The organism is Bacillus cereus group sp. MYBK5-2, from assembly GCF_051915685.1.
Taxonomy (GTDB): domain Bacteria; phylum Bacillota; class Bacilli; order Bacillales; family Bacillaceae_G; genus Bacillus_A; species Bacillus_A cereus.
Map to the genome: position 1 here is coordinate 11,999 of NZ_JBQAFE010000015.1, position 16,518 is coordinate 28,516.

Genomic DNA, 16,518 nt, shown 5'->3' on the forward strand with positions numbered 1-16,518 from the left:
TTTATACCGTGTAAATAGGTATGAATATAGAATTTATCTCCTTATATAAAGAATTAGGGGAGAAGTGATGAGTTAGGGGAGTTAGTTCGCTCGACAAAAAAGCAGCCCATAAAGGGGAGGGAACACCGATGTTTAAGAGGCTTCGGGAAGATATTGAAGTCGTTTTTGAACAGGATCCAGCGGCAAGAGGTTATTTCGAAGTCATTTTAACTTACTCTGGATTACATGCAGTTTGGGCCCATCGAATTGCACATGCTTTTTATAAAAGAAATTTTTTCTTTCTTGCACGTTTTGTTTCACAAGTGAGCCGCTTTTTTACTGGCATTGAGATCCATCCAGGAGCAACTATTGGTCGACGTTTTTTTATAGATCATGGAATGGGAGTTGTAATCGGAGAAACTTGTGAAATTGGTGATAATGTAACGATTTATCAAGGGGTTACATTAGGTGGTACAGGAAAAGAAAAAGGAAAGAGGCATCCAACAATTCAGGATAATGTATTAATTGCGACGGGTGCTAAAGTTCTTGGTTCTATTACTGTGGGAGAGAATTCTAAAATCGGAGCAGGGTCTGTCGTATTAAAAGAAGTTCCTGCACATTCTACAGTTGTAGGTATACCTGGCCGTGTCGTTATTCAAAATGGAGTAAAGATTGGTCAAGAATTAAATCACTCTGACCTTCCGGATCCGATTTTTGATAAATTAAAGGCTATGGAAGTAGAACTTGATAAATTGAAGAAACAATTGGAATTAAAGGTAGAAAGGAAGGATAAAAATGACTATTCACATTTATAATACGTTAACACGTCAAAAAGAAGAGTTTGTTCCATTAGAAGAAAATAAGGTAAAGATGTATGTATGCGGACCTACAGTTTATAACTACATTCATATTGGGAATGCAAGGCCTCCTATGGTATTCGATACAGTGCGTCGTTATTTAGAATACAAAGGATACGATGTGCAATATGTATCTAACTTTACGGATGTAGATGATAAATTAATTAAAGCGGCAAATGAATTAGGTGAAGATGTACCGACAATTGCTGATCGCTTTGTTGAAGCGTACTTTGAAGATGTAACAGCACTAGGTTGCAAACACGCAACAGTTCATCCTCGTGTAACAGAAAATATGGATATCATTATTGAATTTATTCAAGAACTTGTGAATAAAGGGTATGCATATGAATCAGAGGGTGATGTGTACTTTAAGACGAAGGAATTCGAAGGTTACGGTAAATTATCACATCAACCAATCGCAGATTTACGTCACGGTGCTCGTATTGAGGTAGGGGAAAAGAAACAAGACCCTCTTGATTTTGCTTTATGGAAAGCTGCGAAAGAAGGAGAAATCTTCTGGGAAAGCCCTTGGGGGCAAGGACGTCCAGGATGGCATATTGAATGCTCAGCAATGGCGCGTAAGTACTTAGGGGATACAATTGACATTCATGCTGGTGGTCAAGACTTGGCATTCCCACATCATGAAAATGAAATTGCGCAGTCAGAAGCATTGACTGGAAAAACGTTTGCACGTTACTGGATGCATAATGGATATATTAATATTAACAATGAGAAGATGTCTAAATCGCTGGGTAACTTTATTTTAGTTCACGATATTATTAAGCAATACGACCCGCAGTTAATTAGATTCTTTATGTTATCAGTACACTATCGTCACCCGATTAACTTTAGTGAAGAGTTATTACAAAGTACGAATAATGGACTGGAAAGAATTAAAACAGCTTATGGAAACTTAAAGCATCGTATGGAGAGTAGTACGGATTTAACGGACCATAATGAGAAATGGTTAGCTGAAATAGAGAAATTCCAGACTGCATTTGAAGAGGCAATGAATGATGACTTTAACACTGCAAATGCAATTACCGAATTATACAACGTAGCAAATCATGCAAATCAATATTTACTTGAAGAGCATACATCTAAAGTTGTGATTGAAGCATACGTAAAACAACTGGAAACGTTATTTGATATTTTAGGATTAGAATTATCAAAAGAAGAATTACTGGATGAAGAAATTGAAGAGCTTATCCAAAAGCGCATTGAAGCTCGTAAAAATCGTGATTTTGCATTGTCTGATCAAATTCGTGACGATTTAAAAGAACGTAATATTATTTTAGAAGATACCGCTCAAGGTACGAGATGGAAAAGAGGATAAGGATGATCGATGCAAAGCAATTAAACAGCTTGGCGTTAGCGTATATGGGTGATGCGGTATATGAACAATATATCCGCTATCACCTCCTTCAAAAAGGAAAAGTTCGACCTAATCAATTACACCGCTTAGGGACGAGCTTTGTTTCAGCAAAAGCACAGGCGAAAGTTGTTTATCATTTATTAGAGACGGCATTTTTGACAGAGGAAGAAGAGGCGGTATTAAGAAGAGGGCGTAATGCAAATTCAGGTACAGTTCCGAAAAATACGGATGTACAAACATATCGACATAGTACAGCCTTTGAAGCGCTAATTGGTTACCATCATTTATTAAATAATCGTGAAAGATTAGACGAAATTGTATATAAGGCAATAGCAGTTTTAGAAGAAAAGGAAGGGGGCACATCATCATGACTAGTGAATATATTATCGGACGTAACCCTGTAATTGAAGCGTTAAGATCAGGGAGAGATATTAATAAAATTTGGATCGCAGAAGGTGCTGCCAAAGGACAAGTACAAATTGTACTAGCATTAGCGAAAGAAAATAAGATTATTTTACAACATGCACCAAAGAAAAAGTTAGATCAATTAGTTGAGGGTAATCATCAAGGTGTAATTGCTCAAGTAGCTGCATATCAGTATGCAGAGTTAGAAGATTTATTCAAAGTGGCAGAAAAACGTAATGAAGATCCATTCTTCTTGATTTTAGATGAGATTGAAGATCCGCATAACCTAGGTTCTATTATGCGTACTGCTGATGCAACAGGAGCTCATGGAATTATTATTCCGAAGAGAAGAGCTGTGGGACTTACCGCATCAGTTGCGAAAGCATCAACAGGAGCGATTGAATACATTCCTGTTGCGCGCGTAACAAACTTATCTCGTACAATTGATGAATTAAAAGAGCGTGGACTTTGGATTGCTGGTACAGATGCCAAAGGGAAAACGGATTACCGTAATTTAGATGGTACAATGCCGATTGGATTAGTAATTGGTAGTGAAGGAAAAGGTATGAGTCGTATTATTGGTGAAAAGTGTGATTTCTTAATCACTCTACCGATGGTTGGTAAAGTTACATCCTTAAATGCTTCAGTAGCCGCAAGTTTGTTAATGTATGAGGTATATCGTAAACGTCACGAAATTGGTAAATAAAAAATGAACGATATTTTAATCGTTGACGGCTACAACATTATCGGAGCTTGGGGAGATTTGAAGAAACTGCGGGATGTAGATTTACAATCATCAAGAGATGCGCTTATTGATAAGATGGCGGATTATCAAGGTTATACAGGCACAAAAGTGATGATAGTCTTTGATGCCTATACAGTCCATGGTATTGAAAAAAAGATGAAACAATCTCGTGTAGAAGTAATATTCACACGAAAGAATCAAACTGCAGACGAAAAGATAGAGCAACTTGCGATAGAGCTTAGAAATATAAATACACAAATATATGTTGCGACTTCTGATTATACAGAACAATGGGTTATATTTGGGCAAGGTGCCCTTCGAAAATCTGCGCGTGAATTAGAGTTGGAAGTACAAGCGATGGAACAACAAGTAAGAAGGCGTACAAAAGACACGAAAGAACAGCAGCCCGCCATGCGAAAGATATTCAGTAAAGATATTACAGAAAAATTAGAAAAATTAAGAAGAGGAGAGCGTTGAAGCATTGACGCTCTTTATCTTTTTACTGTATAATATTGCTAAATAAATAGCGGTCGGAGGGATCAAGGTGGAAGCAGGCTTCGTAAGTATAGGCGACGTTACATTTCGTGATTTAGAGGATGAGGCAATCGTTGAGTTAGTTCGAAAAGGTAATACTGACGCTCTAGAATATTTAATTCACAAGTATAAGAACTTTGTTCGTGCGAAATCAAGATCTTACTTTTTAGTGGGTGCCGATCGAGAAGACATTGTTCAAGAAGGTATGATAGGGTTGTTTAAAGCAATTCGTGATTATAAAGAGGACAAGCTGTCTTCATTCAAAGCATTTGCTGAACTATGTATCACTCGACAAATTATTACCGCTATTAAAACGGCAACAAGACAAAAACATATTCCTTTAAATTCGTATGTGTCTTTAGATAAGCCGATTTACGATGAGGAATCTGATCGAACGTTATTGGATGTTATTTCTGAAGCGAAGGTGACTGATCCTGAAGAGATGATCATTAGCCAGGAAGAATATACAGACATAGAATCAAAAATATCTGAATTATTAAGCGATTTAGAAAGAAAAGTGCTTTCTTTATATTTAGATGGTCGTTCTTATCAAGAGATTTCAGAACAGTTAAACAGGCATGTGAAATCTATTGATAACGCTTTACAAAGAGTAAAGAGGAAATTGGAACGATATATGGAAATGAGAGAAAGTACAACTTTAAATTCATAAGAAGTAACAAGTGCTACAGGTGTAAAATAAATCACCTGTTTTCTTTTGTAGAGAGTACAAAATGCATGTCATTGACATTGTCTTTTATTGTATGATACATTTTTAGGGACATAATGTTACAAGGTTGGTGTAACTAATGAGGAAAAAAGTTGTACTCTCATGTGAAGAGTGTAAAAATCGAAACTACTCTACTATGAAAGATACGAGCTCAATAGAGCGACTTGAAATAAAAAAGTTTTGTAAAACATGCAATCAGCATACAGTTCACAAGGAAACAAAATAAATAATTGAAATAATACACTGGAGGTCCCGCAGATGCGTTTAACGAACTTTTTCGGCGATGTAGGTCGCGAAATGAAAAAAGTAAGTTGGCCTAAAAAAGATGAATTACTCCGCTCAACAGCGACTGTTGTTGCTACAGTTGTGTTCTTTGCGATTTTCTTCGCAGTAGTTGATATGGGCATTTCTTCTTTAATTCGGTTAATTCTTGGTTAATTCTTGAATAAGAAGCACTTATCCATGATATAATGTTATTTATAAGAACTGTGTAAAAGCCCGGTGAACGGGTTTTTTCATTTGCGCAAAAAAATGTACGTCAGGGAGGGAAGGACGCTCGTCCTAAATGAATGGAAAAAAGTTGGTATGTTGTCCATACTTATTCTGGATATGAAAATAAAGTAAAAGCAAACCTAGAGAAACGTGTAGAATCAATGGGTATGCAAGATAAAATTTTCCGTGTTGTTGTCCCGGAAGAAGTAGAAGTAGAAATGAAAAACGGAAAAGAAAAATTAATGAAAAGAAAAGTGTTCCCAGGTTATGTATTAGTAGAATTAATCATGACTGATGACTCTTGGTATGTTGTACGTAACACGCCGGGTGTAACTGGGTTCGTTGGTTCTTCTGGTTCTGGATCTAAACCATCACCTCTATTAGAAGAGGAAGTTGTTACCATTATGAAACATATGGGAATGGACAACGAAGTGGTTGATTTCGACTTTGAACTTCATGAGACAGTACGTGTAAATGAGGGGCCATTCGCAGATTATACAGGTGCTATTGAAGAAATTGATGTGGAGAAGAAAAAGGTTAGCGTGCTTGTGGACATGTTTGGTCGCGAGACTCCAGTTGAACTTGACTTCCATCAAATTGAAAAATTATAAAATGAAACTTGAAATGAATTGTAAAAAGTGATAATATCTTTTAAGTCAGTACGTCTTCGTTATCGGAGACGTTTTTTGAAAGATTTTATCCTTACAGATAAAATATGACGTGGGAGGGCAAATCACTGTCCAATTGACCACATCACGGACTTAAGGAGGTGTGTCTCGTGGCTAAAAAGGTAATTAAAATGGTAAAGCTTCAAATTCCTGCAGGTAAAGCTAACCCAGCTCCACCAGTTGGTCCAGCATTAGGACAAGCAGGTGTTAACATCATGGGCTTCTGTAAAGAGTTTAACGCTCGTACAGCAGATCAAGCTGGTCTTATCATCCCTGTTGAAATTACGGTATTTGAGGACCGTTCATTCACTTTCATTACTAAAACTCCTCCTGCTGCTGTTCTTCTTAAGAAAGTAGCTGGTATTGAGTCTGGTTCTGGTGAACCAAACCGTAATAAAGTGGCAACTGTTAAGCGTGATAAAGTACGCGAAATCGCTGAAACTAAAATGCCTGACCTAAACGCTGCTAGCGTAGAAGCTGCAATGCGTATGGTTGAAGGTACTGCACGCAGTATGGGCATCGTTATCGAAGACTAATTCGATTTGTTTTTAAAAAAGGTTGCGGGTCTGGAATTCCAATTCGCAACCTTTATTATCGTAAATGATTATCGTTTTTAAATAAATGGATGGCGCTCATCCTCAGGTTATACCTGAAAACAGGCGTAAACGTGGGAGGTTATTCCGCTAAAACCACATTCGAGGAGGAAATAAAAATGGCTAAAAGAGGTAAAAAGTACGTAGAAGCTGCAAAGCTTGTTGATCGTGCAGCTGCTTACTCTGCAACAGAAGCAGTAGAATTAGTAAAGAAAACAAACACAGCTAAATTTGATGCAACTGTAGAAGCTGCATTCCGTTTAGGTGTTGACCCTAAGAAAGCTGACCAACAAATCCGTGGTGCAGTTGTTCTTCCACACGGTACTGGTAAAGTACAACGTGTATTAGTATTTGCTAAAGGTGAAAAAGCTAAAGAAGCTGAAGCTGCTGGAGCTGACTTCGTAGGCGATACTGATTACATCGGTAAAATCCAACAAGGTTGGTTCGATTTCGATGTAGTAGTAGCAACTCCTGACATGATGGGTGAAGTTGGTAAACTTGGTCGCGTATTAGGACCTAAAGGTTTAATGCCAAACCCTAAAACTGGAACAGTTACTTTCGATGTAACTAAAGCTGTTAACGAAATCAAAGCTGGTAAAGTTGAATACCGCGTTGATAAAGCTGGTAACATCCACGTTCCAATCGGTAAAGTATCTTTCGAAGATGCTAAATTAGTAGAAAACTTCAAAACAATTGCTGACACTTTACAAAAAGTTAAGCCAGCTGCTGCAAAAGGTACTTACATGAAGAACGTAACAGTTGCTTCTACAATGGGACCTGGCGTACGTGTAGACGTTTCTACATTAGCGTAAATTTTGGAAGTTGACTTCATAAAGAAGTTTTAATATAATCATTTATGTTGTGAATTTAATTAGTGTACCGTAGACAGTAGGTGTCAATAGACTTAATTTCCTACCTAGGTGTTAATATACGAAGCGGAATCTTTTTTCTGTGACTATATGCCTCCATGTCTACAAGTTGGGCATGGAGGTTTTTAGTGCACTTTCGGTACATCTTCTATATAATCTACAGGAGGTGTAATAACATGAGCAAAGTAATCGAAACTAAACAACAAGTTGTAACTGAAATCGCGGACAAACTTCGCGCTAGTAAATCTACAATCGTTGTTGACTACCGTGGTTTAACAGTTTCTGAAGCAACAGAATTACGTAAGCAATTACGTGAAGCTGGCGTTGAGTTCAAAGTTTACAAAAACTCTCTAACTCGTCGTGCTGCAGAATCTGCTGAAATGGCTGAGTTAAATGAATTCTTAACAGGACCAAACGCAATCGCGTTCAGTAACGAGGATGTAGTTGCTCCTGCGAAAGTATTAAACGACTTCGCTAAAGATCATGAAGCTTTAGAAATTAAAGCGGGCGTAATCGAAGGTAAACTTGTAACACTTGATGAGGTTAAAGCAATTGCTACTCTTCCATCACGTGAAGGCTTACTTTCTATGCTTCTTAGCGTTCTTCAAGCTCCAATCCGTAACCTTGCACTTGCTACTAAAGCAGTTGCAGACCAAAAGGAAGAGCAAGGCGCTTAATTTTTTAAAAGATAATTACGTATTATCGATAAAACAATACAAACCTATTTAAGGGAGGATATTTACAATGACTAAAGAACAAATCATTGAAGCAGTTAAATCTATGACTGTATTAGAACTTAACGACTTAGTAAAAGCTATCGAGGAAGAATTCGGCGTAACTGCTGCTGCTCCTGTAGCTGTTGCTGGTGGCGCTGGAGAAGCTGCTGCTGAGAAAACTGAATTTGATGTGGAACTAACTAGCGCTGGTGCACAAAAAATCAAAGTTATCAAAGTTGTTCGTGAAATCACTGGTCTTGGCTTAAAAGAAGCTAAAGAATTAGTTGACAACACTCCAAAAGTAATCAAAGAAGCTGCTGCTAAAGAAGAAGCTGAAGAAATTAAAGCTAAACTTGAAGAAGTTGGCGCTGCTGTAGAAGTTAAGTAATTAACTTTTGATGCTTTAAAAAAAGCTCGCTCTCATGCGAGCTTTTTTTTTAACTGTAAAGAAAAGAGGTGGCCATATGGCAGACCATTATTTTTCTAACGACCCTTCTAGTAAAAGTGATCGTAAGCGATGGGAGTTTGCCCTTCGTGGATCTCGATTTACTTTCTTATCTGATCATGGGGTGTTCTCGAAAAACGAAGTGGACTTTGGTTCCCGTCTTTTAATTGAAGCGTTTCAAATGCCAGATATTAAAGGTAATATATTAGATGTAGGTTGCGGATACGGTCCTATTGGTTTGTCGTTAGCGAAAGAGTTTCAAGGTCGTGAAGTTCACATGGTGGATGTGAATGAGAGGGCACTTGGGCTTGCGAAAGAAAACGCCGCTAATAACAAAATCGAGAATATACGTATTTTTCAAAGTAGCGTCTATGAAAATGTAGATGGTAAGTATGCTGCTATTCTATCTAACCCTCCAATTCGTGCGGGTAAAGATATCGTACATGAGATTTTAGAAAAAGCTGTGGAGTATTTAGTTCCAGGTGGAGAACTTTGGATTGTTATTCAAAAGAAACAAGGTGCACCGTCTGCGCTAAAAAAACTAGAAGAAGTATTTTCTGAAGTTGAGGTTGTAGAAAAGAAAAAAGGATATTATATCATAAAATCAAAAAAACGTTGACGGTTATTTTTGGCTATGTTAACATTATACAATGCCAATATATGATTTTCTGCGTTGAGAAAGATGTATATTTTTGTTTCTCTTGGAAAAGATAGTAAAATCAGCAGATTATGAAACAGAATGATGGTTTTCTTATAGAAGCCATTTTTCTTTTTTGAGCAGGTAGAAAGACTCAACGTATTTATCTTTAAGAGAAAGAGACTACGCTAATAGCAGTAGTTGTATTTATTTGTGATTTTGCACAAATTTTTTTGTGCATTTATAATACTCATGATTTGAGGGGTGAAGCAGTTGACAGGTCAACTAGTTCAATACGGACGCCACCGCCAACGAAGAAGTTATGCCCGTATTAGTGAAGTATTAGAGTTACCAAATCTTATCGAAATTCAAACCTCTTCTTATCAGTGGTTTCTTGATGAGGGTTTGCGAGAAATGTTCCAAGACATTTCTCCGATTGAAGACTTTACGGGAAATCTATCGCTTGAATTTATCGACTACAGCTTAGGTGAACCTAAATACTCTGTAGACGAATGCAAAGAGCGTGATGTGACGTATGCAGCACCACTTCGTGTAAAAGTGCGTCTAATCAACAAGGAAACTGGTGAAGTAAAAGAACAAGATGTGTTCATGGGAGATTTCCCACTCATGACAGAGACTGGAACATTCGTAATTAACGGTGCAGAACGTGTTATCGTTTCCCAGTTAGTTCGCTCTCCAAGCGTATACTATAGTGGCAAAGTGGATAAAAACGGAAAACGTGGTTTTACTGCTACTGTAATTCCAAACCGCGGAGCTTGGTTAGAGTATGAGACAGATGCTAAGGATGTTGTATATGTGCGTATTGACCGTACGCGTAAACTTCCTGTAACTGTTTTGTTACGCGCATTAGGGTTTGGCTCTGATCAAGAAATCACCGAGCTTTTAGGTGATAACGAATACTTAAGCAACACATTAGAAAAAGACAACACAGATAGCACAGAAAAAGCATTGCTTGAAATTTATGAGCGTCTACGTCCTGGTGAACCACCAACAGTAGAAAATGCTAAGAGCTTACTTGTGTCTCGTTTCTTTGATCCAAAGCGCTACGATTTAGCAAATGTAGGTCGCTATAAGATCAACAAGAAGTTACACATTAAAAACAGATTGTTTAATCAACGTTTAGCTGAAACATTAGTGGATCCAGAAACTGGTGAAATTTTAGCGGCAGAAGGAACAATCTTAGATCGTCGTACACTTGATCGCATTTTACCTTACTTAGAGAAAAACATTGGATTCAAAATAGCGAAACCAATGGGTGGAGTGGTAGAAGGCGATGTTGAGCTGCAATCTATTAAGATTTATGCTCCTGAGTCGGAAGGCGAACGCGTAATTAATGTAATTGGTAATGCAAACATTACTCGTGATGTGAAACACATCACACCAGGTGATATCCTTGCTTCTATCAGTTACTTCTTCAACCTACTATACAAAGTAGGGGATACAGATGATATTGACCATTTAGGAAACCGTCGTCTGCGTTCTGTTGGAGAACTGTTACAAAATCAATTCCGTATCGGTCTTTCTCGTATGGAACGTGTTGTTCGTGAGAGAATGTCGATCCAAGATACAAATGCAATTACACCACAGGCACTAATTAATATTCGTCCTGTTATTGCATCTATTAAAGAGTTCTTCGGAAGTTCTCAGTTATCTCAGTTTATGGACCAAACAAACCCATTAGCAGAGTTAACTCACAAACGAAGACTATCTGCATTAGGACCTGGTGGTTTAACGCGTGAGCGCGCAGGCTTTGAAGTGCGTGACGTTCATTACTCTCACTACGGTCGCATGTGTCCGATTGAAACACCAGAGGGACCAAACATCGGTTTGATTAACTCATTATCTTCGTTCGCGAAAGTAAATGAGTTTGGTTTCATTGAAACACCATACCGTCGTGTTGACCCAGAAACTGGTCTTGTAACAGGGCATGTTGATTACTTAACAGCAGATGAAGAAGATAACTATGTTGTAGCCCAAGCGAATATGAAATTATCTGACGAAGGTGAATTCCTAAGTGAAGATATCGTAGCTCGTTTCCGTGGTGAAAACATTGTCACAAATAGAGAACGCATCGACTACATGGATGTATCTCCAAAACAAGTAGTGTCGGCAGCGACAGCTTGTATTCCGTTCTTAGAAAACGATGACTCTAACCGCGCACTTATGGGAGCGAACATGCAACGTCAGGCGGTTCCGTTAATGAATCCGGAATCTCCGATTGTAGGTACAGGTATGGAGTACGTATCAGCAAAAGACTCAGGTGCTGCAGTAATCTGTAAACATCCTGGTGTTGTTGAGCGCGTAGAAGCACGTGAAGTTTGGGTACGTCGCTATGTAGAAGTTGACGGTCAAACAGTAAAAGGCGACTTAGATCGCTACAAAATGCAAAAATTCATTCGTTCTAACCAAGGAACTTGTTACAACCAACGTCCAATCGTAAGTGTTGGAAATGAAGTTGTAAAAGGTGAAATCCTTGCGGATGGTCCTTCTATGGAATTAGGTGAACTAGCACTTGGACGTAACGTGCTTGTTGGCTTCATGACTTGGGACGGTTATAACTACGAGGATGCGATCATCATGAGTGAGCGCCTTGTAAAAGATGATGTGTACACTTCTATTCATATTGAAGAATATGAATCAGAAGCTCGTGATACGAAGCTTGGACCAGAAGAAATTACACGTGACATTCCAAACGTTGGGGAAGACGCATTACGTAACCTTGACGAGCGCGGTATCATTCGCGTTGGTGCTGAAGTAAAAGATGGAGATTTACTTGTTGGTAAAGTAACACCTAAAGGTGTAACAGAATTAACAGCTGAAGAACGTCTATTACATGCTATCTTTGGAGAAAAAGCGCGTGAAGTACGTGATACATCACTACGTGTACCACACGGTGGTGGCGGTATTATCTTAGACGTAAAAGTATTCAACCGTGAAGATGGCGATGAATTGCCACCAGGCGTGAATCAACTTGTACGTGCATATATCGTTCAAAAACGTAAAATTTCTGAAGGTGACAAGATGGCCGGACGTCACGGTAACAAAGGTGTTATTTCTCGTATTTTACCAGAAGAAGATATGCCTTACCTACCAGACGGTACGCCAATCGATATCATGTTAAACCCATTAGGGGTACCATCTCGTATGAATATCGGTCAGGTATTAGAGCTTCATCTTGGTATGGCAGCAAGATACCTTGGCATTCACATTGCAACACCAGTATTCGATGGTGCTCGTGAGGAAGATGTTTGGGGCACAATTGAAGAAGCTGGTATGGCAAATGACGCGAAAACAATCCTGTATGACGGACGTACTGGTGAACCATTCGATAACCGCGTATCTGTTGGTGTCATGTATATGATCAAACTTGCGCACATGGTTGACGATAAACTTCATGCTCGTTCTACTGGACCATACTCACTTGTAACGCAGCAACCTCTTGGAGGTAAAGCTCAGTTCGGTGGACAGCGTTTCGGTGAGATGGAGGTTTGGGCACTTGAAGCTTACGGTGCTGCTTATACTCTTCAAGAAATCTTAACAGTGAAGTCTGATGATGTTGTTGGACGTGTTAAGACTTATGAAGCAATTGTTAAAGGCGAAAATGTTCCAGAACCAGGCGTTCCTGAATCATTCAAAGTATTGATTAAAGAGCTGCAAAGTTTAGGTATGGACGTTAAAATGATGTCTAGCGACGATACAGAAATTGAAATGCGTGATACAGAAGATGACGATGATCATCAATCAGCAGATAAATTGAATGTCGAAGTTGAGACAACTAAGGAATAATTGGGATAACCTGTAGACTAAAAGGGAGGTAGGCCCCTTGATAGATGTAAATAACTTTGAATATATGAAGATTGGACTTGCTTCACCTGACAAGATTCGTTCTTGGTCATACGGTGAAGTTAAGAAACCAGAAACTATTAACTATCGTACGTTAAAGCCTGAAAAAGATGGCTTGTTCTGTGAGCGTATTTTCGGACCACAAAAGGACTGGGAATGTCATTGCGGAAAATACAAACGTGTACGTTATAAAGGTGTAGTTTGTGATCGATGTGGCGTTGAAGTAACGCGTGCAAAAGTACGTCGTGAACGTATGGGTCATATCGAATTAGCTGCTCCTGTATCTCATATTTGGTATTTCAAAGGTATCCCGAGCCGCATGGGACTTGTCTTAGACATGTCCCCTCGCGCGCTTGAAGAAGTAATTTATTTCGCTTCTTATGTTGTAACAGAAAGTGGAGATACACCACTTGATAAGAAGCAATTACTTTCTGAAAAAGAATACCGTGCATATCGTGATCGATATGGTAGCACATTCCAAGCTGCTATGGGTGCAGAAGCAATTAAAAAGCTACTACAAGACATCGATTTAGATAAAGAAGTAGACTTCTTAAAAGAAGAATTAAAAACAGCACAAGGACAACGCCGTACTCGTGCTATTAAACGTCTAGAAGTATTAGAAGCATTCCGTAACTCTGGAAATGAACCGTCTTGGATGATCTTAGATGTTCTACCAGTAATCCCACCAGAACTACGCCCAATGGTACAGTTAGACGGTGGACGTTTTGCTACTTCTGACTTAAACGACTTATACCGTCGTGTAATTAACCGTAACAACCGTTTAAAACGTCTATTGGACTTAGGTGCACCAAGCATCATCGTTCAAAACGAAAAACGTATGTTACAAGAAGCTGTAGACGCATTAATCGATAATGGTCGTCGTGGCCGTCCAGTTACTGGGCCAGGTAACCGTCCATTAAAATCACTATCTCACATGCTTAAAGGTAAACAAGGACGTTTCCGTCAAAACTTATTAGGTAAACGTGTTGACTACTCTGGTCGTTCTGTAATCGTTGTAGGACCGAACTTAAAGATGTATCAATGTGGATTACCAAAAGAAATGGCGCTTGAACTGTTCAAACCTTTCGTAATGAAAGAGTTAGTTGAAAAAGGATTAGCACATAACATTAAGAGTGCGAAACGTAAAATCGAGCGTGTACAACCTGAAGTTTGGGACGTTTTAGAGTCTGTGATTAAAGAACATCCAGTACTTCTAAACCGCGCACCAACACTTCACCGTCTTGGTATCCAGGCGTTTGAACCTACATTAGTAGAAGGTCGCGCAATCCGTCTTCACCCACTTGTATGTACTGCATACAACGCGGACTTTGACGGTGACCAAATGGCCGTTCACGTACCTTTATCATCAGAAGCTCAAGCTGAAGCTCGTCTTCTTATGTTAGCGGCACAAAACATCTTGAACCCGAAAGACGGTAAACCAGTTGTTACTCCATCTCAGGATATGGTATTAGGTAACTATTACTTAACACTTGAGCGTGAAGGTGCAATCGGTGAAGGTATGGTCTTCAAAGATGCAAATGAAGCATTGCTTGCATATCAAAATGGATATGTTCATCTTCATACACGTGTTGCAGTAGCTGCAAGTGCAGTAAACAACGCAACATTTACTGAAGAGCAAAAGAGTATGCTTCTATTAACAACAGTTGGTAAATTAATATTTAACGAAATCTTACCAGAGTCGTTCCCTTATATTAATGAACCAACAAATTCAAACCTTGAAAAAGAAACACCAGCGAAATATTTCGTTGAAAAAGGTGCGAACATTAAAGAAATTATTGCTAGTCGCGAAGAAGTGGCGCCATTTAGCAAGAAGATCCTTGGTAACATCATTGCGGAAGTGTTCAAACGTTTCCAAATTACAGAAACGTCTCGCATGCTTGACCGTATGAAAAACTTAGGATTCAAGTACTCTACAAAAGCTGGTATTACAGTTGGGGTATCTGACATTCTTGTATTAGGCGAAAAAGATGAAATTCTCCACGAAGCACAAGCAAAAGTAGATAATGTAATTAAACAATTCCGTCGCGGTTTAATCACGGAAGAAGAACGTTACGATCGCGTTATCTCTATTTGGAGTAATGCAAAAGATGTTATCCAAGGAAAACTGATGAAATCCTTGAATAAACGCAACCCAATCTTCATGATGAGTGACTCAGGTGCCCGTGGTAACGCATCTAACTTTACTCAGCTTGCTGGTATGCGTGGTCTTATGGCCAATCCATCTGGTCGTATCATCGAACTTCCAATCAAATCGAGTTTCCGTGAAGGTTTAACAGTACTTGAGTACTTCATCTCTACGCATGGTGCGCGTAAAGGTCTTGCCGATACAGCACTTAAAACTGCCGATTCTGGTTACTTAACACGTCGTCTTGTTGACGTTGCACAAGATGTAATCGTTCGTGAAGATGATTGTGGAACAGATCGCGGTTTATTAATTGGTGCGATTAAAGAGGGTAATGAAGTTATCGAGTCATTATATGATCGTCTTGTTGGACGTTTTGCAAGAAAAACTGTAAAACATCCTGAAACAGGTGAAGTATTAGTTGCTGAAAATCAATTAATTACTGAAGATATCGCTCATATCGTTGAAAATTCGGGTGTTGAAACTGTAAACATTCGTTCAGCGTTTACGTGTAACACTCGCCACGGTGTATGTAAGAAGTGTTACGGTCGTAACTTAGCAACTGGAACAGACGTAGAAGTAGGAGAAGCGGTAGGTATTATCGCAGCTCAATCTATCGGTGAGCCAGGTACACAGTTAACGATGCGTACATTCCATACAGGTGGGGTTGCCGGAGATGATATTACTCAAGGTTTACCTCGTATCCAAGAGATCTTCGAAGCTCGTAATCCGAAAGGTCAGGCAGTTATCAGTGAAATCGACGGTGTTATCGCAGCGATCAACGACGTTAAAGATCGCCAAGAAGTAGTTGTACAGGGTGAAGTTGAAGCTCGTACGTATGCTATTCCTTACGGTGCTCGTCTGAAAGTAACTCCAGGACAGCCAATTAGCCACGGTAAAGAGTTAACAGAAGGTTCTATTGATCCGAAAGAATTACTAAAAGTAACGGACATTACGGCGGTTCAAGAATACTTATTACGTGAAGTTCAAAAAGTATACCGTATGCAAGGGGTAGAAATTGGTGACAAACACGTAGAAGTAATGGTACGTCAAATGTTACGTAAAGTTCGTGTAAGTGATGCAGGTGAAACAGATGTATTACCAGGAACATTACTAGATATCCATCAGTTCACTGATGCGAATGCTAAGGTCTTACTGCAAGGTAAGCAACCAGCAACAGCTAGACCTGTTCTACTTGGTATTACAAAAGCTTCACTTGAAACAGATTCATTCTTATCTGCAGCATCGTTCCAAGAAACAACTCGTGTCTTAACTGATGCAGCAATTAAGGGTAAACGCGATGAACTTCTAGGATTAAAAGAAAATGTTATTATCGGTAAACTTGTTCCTGCTGGAACAGGTATGAATCGTTATCGCAAAGTGGATCTTGTAAAAACAACACAAGATGACATGAATGTAGAAAACGATGAGGTTTATGTGGAACAGTAAAATTTTCCGGCATAAATTTT

16 protein-coding genes and 1 other annotated feature are annotated in these 16,518 nt (G+C 39.0%); all 16 genes read left to right on the plus strand.

The annotated features are described in order from the left end of the window. Positions 1 to 128 precede the first annotated feature (128 nt). Positions 129 to 794 carry a serine O-acetyltransferase gene (cysE, locus tag ACTFP3_RS28090; RefSeq protein ID WP_000476497.1) on the plus strand — a complete coding sequence of 222 codons (666 nt, stop codon included), beginning with the start codon at positions 129 to 131 and terminating at the stop codon, positions 792 to 794. Further along, positions 775 to 2,172, plus strand: a complete 1,398-nt coding sequence (gene cysS, locus ACTFP3_RS28095; RefSeq protein ID WP_000152276.1) for a cysteine--tRNA ligase — start codon at positions 775 to 777, stop codon at positions 2,170 to 2,172. The genes cysE and cysS overlap by 20 nt, the downstream gene beginning before the upstream one ends. A gap of 2 nt (positions 2,173 to 2,174) precedes the next feature. Beyond that, on the plus strand, positions 2,175 to 2,582 hold the full coding sequence (locus ACTFP3_RS28100) for a Mini-ribonuclease 3 (protein WP_000564261.1): 408 nt from the start codon (positions 2,175 to 2,177) through the stop codon (positions 2,580 to 2,582). Further along, a complete protein-coding gene (rlmB, locus tag ACTFP3_RS28105; RefSeq protein WP_000200237.1) occupies positions 2,579 to 3,322 on the plus strand; it encodes a 23S rRNA (guanosine(2251)-2'-O)-methyltransferase RlmB in 744 nt (247 codons plus the stop codon). Before ACTFP3_RS28100 ends, rlmB begins: the two co-directional genes overlap by 4 nt. A 3-nt stretch (positions 3,323 to 3,325) precedes the next feature. Beyond that, complete coding sequence (locus tag ACTFP3_RS28110; RefSeq protein WP_000997886.1) at positions 3,326 to 3,838, plus strand: NYN domain-containing protein; 513 nt, start codon at positions 3,326 to 3,328, stop codon at positions 3,836 to 3,838. 67 nt (positions 3,839 to 3,905) lie between these two features. Further along, positions 3,906 to 4,565 (plus strand): RNA polymerase sporulation sigma factor SigH, encoded by a 660-nt coding sequence (locus tag ACTFP3_RS28115; protein WP_000387193.1) that lies wholly within the window; start codon positions 3,906 to 3,908, stop codon positions 4,563 to 4,565. A gap of 136 nt (positions 4,566 to 4,701) precedes the next feature. After that, complete coding sequence (gene rpmG / locus ACTFP3_RS28120; protein WP_014481927.1) at positions 4,702 to 4,848, plus strand: 50S ribosomal protein L33; 147 nt, start codon at positions 4,702 to 4,704, stop codon at positions 4,846 to 4,848. 32 nt (positions 4,849 to 4,880) lie between these two features. Further along, positions 4,881 to 5,060, plus strand: a complete 180-nt coding sequence (secE, locus tag ACTFP3_RS28125) for a preprotein translocase subunit SecE (RefSeq protein WP_001241323.1) — start codon at positions 4,881 to 4,883, stop codon at positions 5,058 to 5,060. Positions 5,061 to 5,191: 131 nt separating this feature from the next. Continuing rightward, positions 5,192 to 5,725, plus strand: a complete 534-nt coding sequence (gene nusG / locus ACTFP3_RS28130; RefSeq protein WP_000415794.1) for a transcription termination/antitermination protein NusG — start codon at positions 5,192 to 5,194, stop codon at positions 5,723 to 5,725. Between the two features lie 167 nt (positions 5,726 to 5,892). Beyond that, complete coding sequence (rplK, locus tag ACTFP3_RS28135; RefSeq protein ID WP_001085872.1) at positions 5,893 to 6,318, plus strand: 50S ribosomal protein L11; 426 nt, start codon at positions 5,893 to 5,895, stop codon at positions 6,316 to 6,318. A 176-nt stretch (positions 6,319 to 6,494) separates the two neighbouring features. Further along, a complete protein-coding gene (gene rplA / locus ACTFP3_RS28140; RefSeq protein ID WP_001987630.1) occupies positions 6,495 to 7,187 on the plus strand; it encodes a 50S ribosomal protein L1 in 693 nt (230 codons plus the stop codon). Between the two features lie 49 nt (positions 7,188 to 7,236). Continuing rightward, positions 7,237 to 7,381, plus strand: a sequence feature (ribosomal protein L10 leader region). Positions 7,382 to 7,420: 39 nt separating this feature from the next. Beyond that, positions 7,421 to 7,921, plus strand: a complete 501-nt coding sequence (gene rplJ / locus ACTFP3_RS28145; RefSeq protein ID WP_000048716.1) for a 50S ribosomal protein L10 — start codon at positions 7,421 to 7,423, stop codon at positions 7,919 to 7,921. 67 nt (positions 7,922 to 7,988) lie between these two features. Then, positions 7,989 to 8,348, plus strand: coding sequence for a 50S ribosomal protein L7/L12 (gene rplL, locus ACTFP3_RS28150; RefSeq protein ID WP_000159736.1), 360 nt, complete (start codon positions 7,989 to 7,991; stop codon positions 8,346 to 8,348). 76 nt (positions 8,349 to 8,424) lie between these two features. Then, positions 8,425 to 9,024 carry a class I SAM-dependent methyltransferase gene (locus ACTFP3_RS28155; protein ID WP_000763266.1) on the plus strand — a complete coding sequence of 200 codons (600 nt, stop codon included), beginning with the start codon at positions 8,425 to 8,427 and terminating at the stop codon, positions 9,022 to 9,024. A 291-nt stretch (positions 9,025 to 9,315) separates the two neighbouring features. Further along, on the plus strand, positions 9,316 to 12,849 hold the full coding sequence (gene rpoB, locus ACTFP3_RS28160; protein WP_440011927.1) for a DNA-directed RNA polymerase subunit beta: 3,534 nt from the start codon (positions 9,316 to 9,318) through the stop codon (positions 12,847 to 12,849). Between the two features lie 37 nt (positions 12,850 to 12,886). After that, positions 12,887 to 16,498, plus strand: a complete 3,612-nt coding sequence (gene rpoC / locus ACTFP3_RS28165; RefSeq protein WP_000567939.1) for a DNA-directed RNA polymerase subunit beta' — start codon at positions 12,887 to 12,889, stop codon at positions 16,496 to 16,498. The last annotated feature ends 20 nt before the right edge of the window (positions 16,499 to 16,518 follow it).

Excerpts from the sequence above, each read along its gene's own strand:
- nusG (WP_000415794.1), top strand. The coding sequence starts at position 5,192 with ATGGAAAAAAGTTGGTATGTTGTCCATACTTATTCTGGATATGAAAAT.
- rplA (WP_001987630.1), top strand. The coding sequence starts at position 6,495 with ATGGCTAAAAGAGGTAAAAAGTACGTAGAAGCTGCAAAGCTTGTTGAT.
- rplJ (WP_000048716.1), top strand. The coding sequence starts at position 7,421 with ATGAGCAAAGTAATCGAAACTAAACAACAAGTTGTAACTGAAATCGCG.
- secE (WP_001241323.1), top strand. The coding sequence starts at position 4,881 with ATGCGTTTAACGAACTTTTTCGGCGATGTAGGTCGCGAAATGAAAAAA.
- ACTFP3_RS28155 (WP_000763266.1), top strand. The coding sequence starts at position 8,425 with ATGGCAGACCATTATTTTTCTAACGACCCTTCTAGTAAAAGTGATCGT.
- rpmG (WP_014481927.1), top strand. The coding sequence starts at position 4,702 with ATGAGGAAAAAAGTTGTACTCTCATGTGAAGAGTGTAAAAATCGAAAC.
- ACTFP3_RS28110 (WP_000997886.1), top strand. The coding sequence starts at position 3,326 with ATGAACGATATTTTAATCGTTGACGGCTACAACATTATCGGAGCTTGG.
- cysE (WP_000476497.1), top strand. The coding sequence starts at position 129 with ATGTTTAAGAGGCTTCGGGAAGATATTGAAGTCGTTTTTGAACAGGAT.
- rplL (WP_000159736.1), top strand. The coding sequence starts at position 7,989 with ATGACTAAAGAACAAATCATTGAAGCAGTTAAATCTATGACTGTATTA.
- cysS (WP_000152276.1), top strand. The coding sequence starts at position 775 with ATGACTATTCACATTTATAATACGTTAACACGTCAAAAAGAAGAGTTT.
- ACTFP3_RS28100 (WP_000564261.1), top strand. The coding sequence starts at position 2,175 with ATGATCGATGCAAAGCAATTAAACAGCTTGGCGTTAGCGTATATGGGT.
- rlmB (WP_000200237.1), top strand. The coding sequence starts at position 2,579 with ATGACTAGTGAATATATTATCGGACGTAACCCTGTAATTGAAGCGTTA.